Origin of the sequence: Devosia sp. (genome assembly GCF_040509215.1) — a bacterium.
GTDB lineage: Bacteria > Pseudomonadota > Alphaproteobacteria > Rhizobiales > Devosiaceae > Devosia.
Window position 1 is genome coordinate 1 of sequence record NZ_JBEVLL010000021.1, and the last position, 8,073, is coordinate 8,073.

An 8,073-nucleotide genomic window follows, 5' to 3' on the forward strand; every position below is an offset into this window, starting at 1 on the left:
CCCGGGCGTGATGTAGGGCATCTTCACCTAAGAAGCTGACGGGGCCGTTGTGGCCCAGATCCCGGCTATCACCTCGGGCGGCAATATCGACGAGATCATCGACACCATCGATGCTCAGGTCCGTCAGCAGACCCAGTAAGCCTCTACCCGAAGGCGCTCCGGCGCCTTCGGCCTCCCGTGGCCTTCGCCCTCAGGGGTGAAGGTCATCGGGCTATTGGCGGGGCTCGGCCCGGCCTGGTGGTCGCTTGCACAAAGGGGAGTATGGCGTGGCGAATTCGCAGATTGCGCGCAGGGAACAGATCAACGGCTGGGCTTTCATCATGCCCGCCTTGGTGCTCATCGGCGTATTCATGATCTATCCGATCCTGTGGTCGCTCTGGATGAGCTTCCAGACCGGGCGTGGCATGCAGCTCAGTTTCGGCGGGCTGGCCAATATCACCCGCCTCACCCAGGATCCCGTCTTCCTGCGAGCCCTCACCAACACGCTGATCTTCCTCGCCATCCAGGTTCCGGTCATGCTGGTCCTGGCGCTTCTCTTCGCCAGTGCGCTCAACAATTCAAGGCTCTGGGGGCGGGGCTTCTTCCGCACAGCCATCTTCCTGCCCTGCGTGACCTCGCTGGTTGCCTATTCGGTGATTTTCAAGTCGATGTTCGCCGGCGACGGCATCATCAACCAGACCCTGCTTACGCTCAACATCATCGATGGCCCCATCGCCTGGCTCGCCGATCCCTTCTGGGCCAAGTTCGTTATCGTCACCGCCATCACCTGGAGATGGACGGGCTACAACATGATCTTCTATCTCGCAGCGATGCAGAACATCGACCGCTCGATCTATGAGGCCGCGCGCATCGACGGCGTGCCGGCATGGGCACGCTTTTGGTACCTCACCGTGCCGATGCTGAAGCCTGTCATCCTTTTCACCTCGGTCATCTCCACCATCGGCACCCTGCAGCTCTTCGATGAGCCAAACCTAATCACGCTGGGCGGCCCCTCGGATTCCACGCTGACCCTGTCGATGTACATCTACAATCTGAGCTTCAAGTTCATGCCCAGCTTCGGCTACGCCGCCACGGTCAGCTACGTCATCGTCGTGCTGGTTGCGCTTCTGAGCGTGCTGCAGTTCTTCGCTGCCCGGGAGCGCAAGGCATGAGCAATCCCATGGCGCTCATCGGTCGCACGTCTCAATACGTGCTCCTGTCCATCGCAGCTTTCGTCTCGGTTTTTCCGTTCATCTGGATGGTGCTGGCCGCAACCAATGTCTCGGCTGACGTCATCAAGGGCAAGGCGACGCCCGGGTCCGCGCTGTTCGACAACATTGGAAAGTTCCTGGCGCAGGTGGATCTGCCGCGCGTCCTGTTCAATTCGCTTCTGGTGGCCGGTGTCGGCTCGGTGCTGACGCTGCTCGTCGCATCCATGGCTGGCTATGGCTTTGAGATGTTCCGCTCGAAGGCGCGGGAACGGATATTCAGCGTTCTCCTGCTGATGCTCTCCATTCCCTTCGCGGCTCTGATGATCCCGCTCTTCATCATGATGGCGAACCTGAAACTCATCAACACGTTCCAGGCGATCATCCTGCCCTCGATCGCCTCGATCTTCATCATCTTTTACTTCCGCCAGGCGACCAAAGCCTTCCCCCACGAGCTGCGCGATGCAGCAAAAATCGACGGCCTCAAGGAGTGGCAGATCTTCTTCTGGGTCTACATGCCGGTCATGCGCTCGACCTATGCGGCGGCAACGATCATCGTCTTCATGGCCAATTGGAACAGCTACCTCTGGCCGCTGATCGTGTTGCAGACCAACGACATGTTCACGATGACCCTCGCGGTGGCGGCTCTCAATGCCGGCTACACCCCCGACTTCGGGGTGATCATGGTTGGCGCCATCGTCGCCACGCTTCCCACCCTCATCATTTTCTTCCTGCTCCAGCGCCGCTTCGTCGAAGGCATGCTGGGCGCCGTTAAGTAGAACCCTATGCGCCCTCTGATCGATTTCAATTCCGACTGGCTCTTCGAAGGCAAGGACAGCGTTCGCCTGCCGCATAATGCGGTCGAGCTGCCCTTCTCCTATTTCGACGAAAAGGCCTACCAGCGCGAATTCACCTATGAAAAGCGCTTCAACGCCGAGGAAAGCTGGCAGGGCAGGGACGTCTCCGTGGTGTTCGATGGTGCCATGGCCAATTCCCGCGTCTATCTCAACGGCACCGAAATCGCTGCCCACAAGGATGGCTACACTCCCTTCGAAGGCCGCCTGACCGGCCTCTTGAAGGACGGCGAAAACGTCCTCAAGGTCGTCATCGACGGCAGCGAAAACCCCGCCATCCCACCCTTCGGCGGCCAGATCGACTATCTGACCTATGCCGGCCTTTATCGCGAAGCCTGGATCCGCGTCACCGCGCCGATCTTCGTTGGCAATGCAAAGATCGAAACGCCCCACGTGCTGGCCGACAAAAAGTCCGTCCGCGCCCGCATTGAGCTCTCCAACCCCCAGAATCTGCCGCTCTCCGGCACGCTCGTCGCCGCCATCGAAGACGCCTCGGGCCGGATCGTCGCCACCACCGACGCCGCCATCTCTGGTTCCTCGGTCAATATCAGCTTCGATCACCTGACTGACATCACCCTCTGGGACCTCAAGACACCGACGCTCTATACGCTTGCCATCACCATCGACACGTCAGCCGGCCAGGACAGCGCCGATATCCGCTTTGGCTTCCGCAGCGCCGAATTCACCACCGAGGGTTTCAAGCTCAACGGCAAGCTGCTGAAACTGCGCGGCCTCAACCGTCACCAGTCCTTCCCCTATAGCGGCTATGCGCTTGGCAAGTCGGCGCAGGTGCAGGATGCCGAAATCCTCAAGCACGAGCTCAAGCTCAACATGGTGCGCACCTCGCACTATCCCCAGAGCCACTACTTCCTCGATCGCTGCGACGAACTCGGCCTGCTCGTGTTCGAAGAGATCCCCGGCTGGCAGCATATCGGCCCCGCCGAGTGGAAGGATGAAGCGGTCGAGAACGTCCGCCGCATGATCACCCGCGATTGGAACCACCCTTCCATCGTCATCTGGGGCGTCCGCATCAACGAAAGCCAGGACGACCACGATTTCTACGTCCGCACCAACAAGCTCGCCCGCGAACTCGACCCCACCCGCCAGACCGGCGGCGTCCGCTACATCACCGATAGCGAGCTGCTCGAAGACGTCTACACCATGAACGACTTCATCCTCGGCAACGAGGAATGGGGCGGCAATCGCCCGCGCACCCCGCTGCGTCCGCAGCAGGAAGTCACCGGTCTCGACCGCGTCGTGCCCTATATGATCACCGAATATGGTGGGCACATGTACCCCACCAAGAGCAACGACCAGGAACAGCGCCAGGCCGAGCACGTTCGCCGCCACCTCGAGGTGATGAATGCTGCCTATGGCGATCCGCAGATCGCCGGCTGCATCGGCTGGTGCGCCTTCGACTACAACACCCACAAGGATTTCGGCTCCGGCGACCGCCTCTGCCACCATGGCGTCATGGACATGTTCCGCGAGCCCAAGTTTGCTGCCTTCGCCTATGCCAGCCAGTGCGAGCCCGAGGATGAAGTCATCCTCAAGCCCGTCACCTTCTGGGCCCGCGGCGAGCGCAATATCGGCGGCGTGCTGCCGCTGATGATCCTCACCAATTGCGACGAGGTCGAACTGACCTACGGCACCAACGCGCCCAAGCGTTTCCGCCCGGATCGCGAAGCATTTCCGCATCTCCCCCATGCGCCCGTCGTCATCAAGCGCGAGCACCTGACCGACGAAGAACTCGGCCTCTGGGGCATGTCCTGGGAAGACGCCGTCATCACCGGCTACATCAATGGCCAGGTCGTGAAGACGGTCAAGTTCATCTCCGATCCGATCGCGACCGAACTTCAGGTCACCCCTGACCACACCGAACTCGGTGCGGAAGGCGATACGGTTCGCGTCATGGTCCGGGCGCTCGATCAGTCGGGCAAGAAGCTCCCCTTCTTCCCCGAGCCGGTTTCCATCGAAGTGTCTGGTGCGGCCGAGCGTCTCGGCCCCGGCCTCGTGCCACTGCGGGCCGGCTCCACCGGCTTCTGGCTGCGCACCACCGGCAAGGGCCCGATCACAGTCACCGTCACCAACGAGCGGCTCGGCCGCTCCGTCACCACTCTCACCGCCGTCTGAGGATTACCAATGTCTGGTCTAAAACTCCGAAATGTGAAGAAGTCCTTTGGTGCGGTGGATGTCATCAAGGGCGTCGATCTCGACATCGAAGACAAGCAGTTCGTGGTTTTCGTCGGTCCCTCGGGCTGCGGCAAGTCCACCCTCCTGCGCATGATCGCCGGCCTCGAACAGATCTCCTCGGGTGATCTGTTCATTGGCGACAAGCGCATGAACGAGGTCGATCCCGCTCATCGCGGCATCGCCATGGTGTTCCAGTCCTACGCGCTCTATCCGCATATGACTGTCCGCGAAAACATGGGCTTCGCCCTCAAGTTCGCCGGCCGCCCCAAGGAAGAGATCGCCAAGCGCGTCGACGAAGCCGCCCGCATTCTCGAACTCGGCCAACTGCTAGACCGTAGGCCCGGCCAGCTCTCTGGCGGCCAGCGCCAGCGCGTCGCCATTGGCCGCGCCATCGTCCGTCACCCGGATGTGTTCCTGTTCGACGAACCGCTTTCCAATCTCGATGCCGAACTGCGCGTCCATATGCGCATCGAAATCGCCCGGCTCCACAAGGAGCTCAACACCACCATCATCTACGTCACCCATGACCAGGTCGAAGCCATGACCCTGGCCGACAAGATCGTGGTGCTGCGCGATGGCGTCATCGAACAGGCCGGCTCGCCGCTCGAACTCTATGACAACCCGGACAATCTCTTCGTCGCCGGCTTCATCGGTTCGCCCAAAATGAACCTCCTCGCCGGCACTGCCGAAGCCGGCGGCATCCGCCTCGCCGATTTCCCCGAACACCTCGTGCCCTCGCCCGTCGCCGTGCCCGCCGGCACCACCGTTACGGTCGGCATCCGCCCCGAACATTTCGACCCGACCGGCACCGCCGCTCTCGAGACCTCGGTCGAAATCATCGAACACCTCGGTGGGGAAACCTACGCCTACGCCCGCGGCGCCGGCTCCAACCTCCTCACCATCGCCACCGACAACAACCGCACCCTCAAAACCGGCGACCACTACCAAGCCAGGTTCAACCCCGCCTCGCTCCTCATCTTCGGCAAAGACGGCAAGCGCATTCGGTAGTCGCCGGTTTGGCCCGCCAGTCTAGGGCGAGCGCGACACCCTCCACTCCGTCGTCATTGCCGGGCTTGTCCCGGCAATCCATCTTGGGGGACCATCCCGCCAATGGCATGGACCACCCGGACAAGCCCGGTGGTGCCGATTTTGGGAGCCGTAGCCTCTCGGCCATCGTCTCCCTCCCCCTTGTGGGGAGGGATCAAGGGTGGGGGTGCTATGTACCCAAGTTAACAGCAGCTTTGATGAAGGCTTGTTCCCTCTGGACGCGCGCGGTTCCCTCAGCTCTCACAGTGTCATCCCCGGGAAAGCGGGAATCCCTGCTTGTCCTGGGGCACGTACTCCACCTACCACCCTTTCTATTGTCATTGCCGGGCTTGTCCCGGCAATCCATCTCGCCTCCGCATGGACCACCGGGACAAGCCCGGTGGCGACGACACGCCGATGCCCGGCGTCGAGACCGCCACTCAAGCAGAACGGTGGACCGTGGCCTCAGCTTGCGCCTCCCCCCTTAAAGGAGAGGTAATAAGGGTGGGGCAAAGGAGAGCCACGAAGCGGCCGGCAATCTCTCCGGCTCAAGAGGTTGAGGTCCCCAGCGTCCGACGCCCCTTGCATCCCACCCCACCCTCCTTTAACATGACCAAACAAATCATATTAAAGCGGGCGCCGCTCTGGCCACTGCCCGGAGCCGCCATGCACGAAACTGCCGAAACCGCCGCCGACCGCGACAATGCCGATATTCTCCACCAGCGCGTCCTGACCCTCTTCTGCGAAGCGCTGGAGATTAATCAGGCCCAGCCCATGGATGTGCTCGAGCATCTCGCCACGGCTCTCGGCAAGGTCTATCGGGAAGTCGCCGACTCACACCTGCCGCCGCGCAATTGCGTCTGCGGCTGGGAGCCGTCCGAATACGCCGACGTCCACGCCCTGCAATTCGCCTTGGCCCGCGCGGCCCTCAACGGCGCTCGCTCCCCGCTCGCCCTCTCTCCCGTCATCGGCCACGCCTGAACATGTCGCACACACGTCCCTATCGTATTTTCAACGCGGCCCTCGCGCGCTCCGAAGACGTCACCCCGCATCTGCGCCGCATCACCTTCGCCGGCCCGGAAATCGCCGAGATGGCCACCTGGTCCCCAGACCAGCGCATCAAGATTTTCTTCCCCACCGACAATGGCCGCATGCCCAACATGCCGGACGCTGAAGACTGGTACGCGACCTACAAGTCGGTCCCGGTCGCCGAGCGCGTTCCCATGCGCACCTACACCATCCGCAACCTCCGCGCCGACGAGGCCGAAGTGGACGTCGAATTCGTTCTCCACGGCGAGAACGGTCCCGCCTCGCGCTGGGCCACCCACGCCAAGCCGGGCGACAAGGTGCAGATCTCGGCCCCAAATCGCCGCGCTGAAAAGATCGGCGGCGGTTTTGAGTGGAAGCCGCCCGCCGATCCGCGCCACGTCCTCCTCATGGCCGATGAAACCGCCGTCCCCGCCCTTGCCGGCATCCTCGAAGAACTCGCCGCGCGCAAAAGCCCGCCGCCCTGCGAAGTCTTCGCCGAAGTCGCCGACCGCGCCGACGCTCTGGCCCTCCCAACCTGGTCCGGCCTCGTGGTCAACTGGCTCATCCGCCACGAACAGGGCGACCCGCGCCCCGGCGATCTCCTCGTCGCCGCCGTCGATCGCGCCAAACTCCCCGCCGCCAATGTCGAACAGACCGCTGTCGAGCTCGAAAACATCGACATCGACAGGAACGTCCCCTGGGAATTGGCCAAGGCGACTGAGGGCGCTTTCTACGCCTGGATCGCCGGCGAGTCAGAAGCCATCATGTCCATCCGCCGCCTCCTCATCAAGGAACGCGGCATCGACCGAAGCCTTCTCAACCTCATGGGCTACTGGCGCTTCGGCAAGGTTTACGAGTAGCGCAGCAGCTTTTTCGCACTTGGCGGCCAAGTGCGAAGCTCAGGGGGAACAGTCTGCTAACCGAATAGGGGCGGATTCGTCCCTCTTCTGGCTATGAGCCTCTTGTTAAGAAGATTGATCGACTTTATCTACCAACTGCGCGAAAATTTCGCGCAGCTTGAAGGATGGTCGGTTCGCTATGCTCACCAACAAGGGCAAATATGGTCTGAAGGCTCTGGGTCACCTCTCCGGCGTGAAGCCCGGCGACTTGGCCATGGTCGGCGACATTGCCACCACCAATAACATCCCGAAGAAATTCCTCGACGCCATCCTCTCAGAGCTGCGCAATGCCGGCTTCGTCTACTCCCGCAAGGGCAAGTACGGCGGCTACTATCTTGCTCGCCCGCCTGAAGAAATCATGATCGGCCACGTTGTCCGCGTGCTCGATGGCCCGCTGGCGCCGATCCCCTGCGCCAGCAAGACCCGCTACCAGCCCTGCGCCGATTGCGACATCGAAACCTGCCGCGTCCGCAAGCTGATGTTCAACGTCCGCAATGCCATCGCCGAGGTCCTCGACAACACCAGCCTTGCCGACATGCAGGCCGCCGGCGGTATCGAGAGCATCAGCAACGACCTCGTCGCCTAATCCGGATAAGGCAGGCCGTAACGGTCCCGGATCGTTTTGCCTTCATATTCAGTAGGATAGACGCCACGATCCTGCAGGATCGGCACGACCTTGTCGACGAATTCCTCGATATCATCCGGTGCCCGCGGCGGCTGGTAGGTATAGCCATCCACCGTCCCGTCCTCCCAAAGATCGATGATCTGGTCGGCCACCTCTTCCGGCGTACCAAGCACCAGCCGGTGGTATCCTTCTGATCGCCGGACCGCTTCACGCGCCGTCAGCTTTTCGTGCGTCAGCAGGTCCGAAAGCCCGAGGCCCAT

7 protein-coding genes and 1 pseudogene are annotated in these 8,073 nt (G+C 61.9%); 7 read left to right on the forward strand and 1 reads right to left on the reverse strand.

Going from position 1 to position 8,073, the window contains the following annotated elements; all coding sequences use genetic code 11:
• The first annotated feature begins 320 nt into the window (after window positions 1-320).
• The 7 genes from ABW043_RS01035 to ABW043_RS01065 all read left to right on the forward strand — a co-directional run bounded on the left by ABW043_RS01035 (window position 321) and on the right by ABW043_RS01065 (window position 7,774).
• Window positions 321-1,151: a carbohydrate ABC transporter permease gene (locus ABW043_RS01035; RefSeq protein WP_353919395.1), complete on the forward strand. Its 831-nt coding sequence runs from the start codon at window positions 321-323 to the stop codon at window positions 1,149-1,151.
• Window positions 1,148-1,966 (forward strand): carbohydrate ABC transporter permease, encoded by an 819-nt coding sequence (locus ABW043_RS01040; RefSeq protein ID WP_353919389.1) that lies wholly within the window; start codon window positions 1,148-1,150, stop codon window positions 1,964-1,966. The genes ABW043_RS01035 and ABW043_RS01040 overlap by 4 nt, the downstream gene beginning before the upstream one ends.
• Window positions 1,967-1,972: 6 nt before the next feature.
• On the forward strand, window positions 1,973-4,174 hold the full coding sequence (locus ABW043_RS01045) for a glycoside hydrolase family 2 protein (RefSeq protein WP_353919390.1): 2,202 nt from the start codon (window positions 1,973-1,975) through the stop codon (window positions 4,172-4,174).
• Window positions 4,175-4,183: 9 nt separating this feature from the next.
• Window positions 4,184-5,242, forward strand: coding sequence for an ABC transporter ATP-binding protein (locus ABW043_RS01050; RefSeq protein WP_353919391.1), 1,059 nt, complete (start codon window positions 4,184-4,186; stop codon window positions 5,240-5,242).
• 684 nt (window positions 5,243-5,926) lie between these two features.
• The gene (locus ABW043_RS01055) at window positions 5,927-6,241 is read left to right on the forward strand and encodes a hypothetical protein (protein ID WP_353919392.1); all 315 of its coding nucleotides are present in this window, start codon (window positions 5,927-5,929) and stop codon (window positions 6,239-6,241) included.
• A gap of 2 nt (window positions 6,242-6,243) precedes the next feature.
• Window positions 6,244-7,149, forward strand: a complete 906-nt coding sequence (locus ABW043_RS01060) for a siderophore-interacting protein (protein WP_353919393.1) — start codon at window positions 6,244-6,246, stop codon at window positions 7,147-7,149.
• 178 nt (window positions 7,150-7,327) lie between these two features.
• On the forward strand, window positions 7,328-7,774 hold the full coding sequence (locus tag ABW043_RS01065) for an RrF2 family transcriptional regulator (RefSeq protein ID WP_353919394.1): 447 nt from the start codon (window positions 7,328-7,330) through the stop codon (window positions 7,772-7,774).
• On the opposite strand, the pseudogene ABW043_RS01070 reads toward ABW043_RS01065, so the two are convergent.
• Window positions 7,771-8,073, reverse strand: a pseudogene (locus ABW043_RS01070) (NtaA/DmoA family FMN-dependent monooxygenase); the annotation flags it as partial. The gene ABW043_RS01065 and the pseudogene ABW043_RS01070 sit on opposite strands and share 4 nt — an antisense overlap.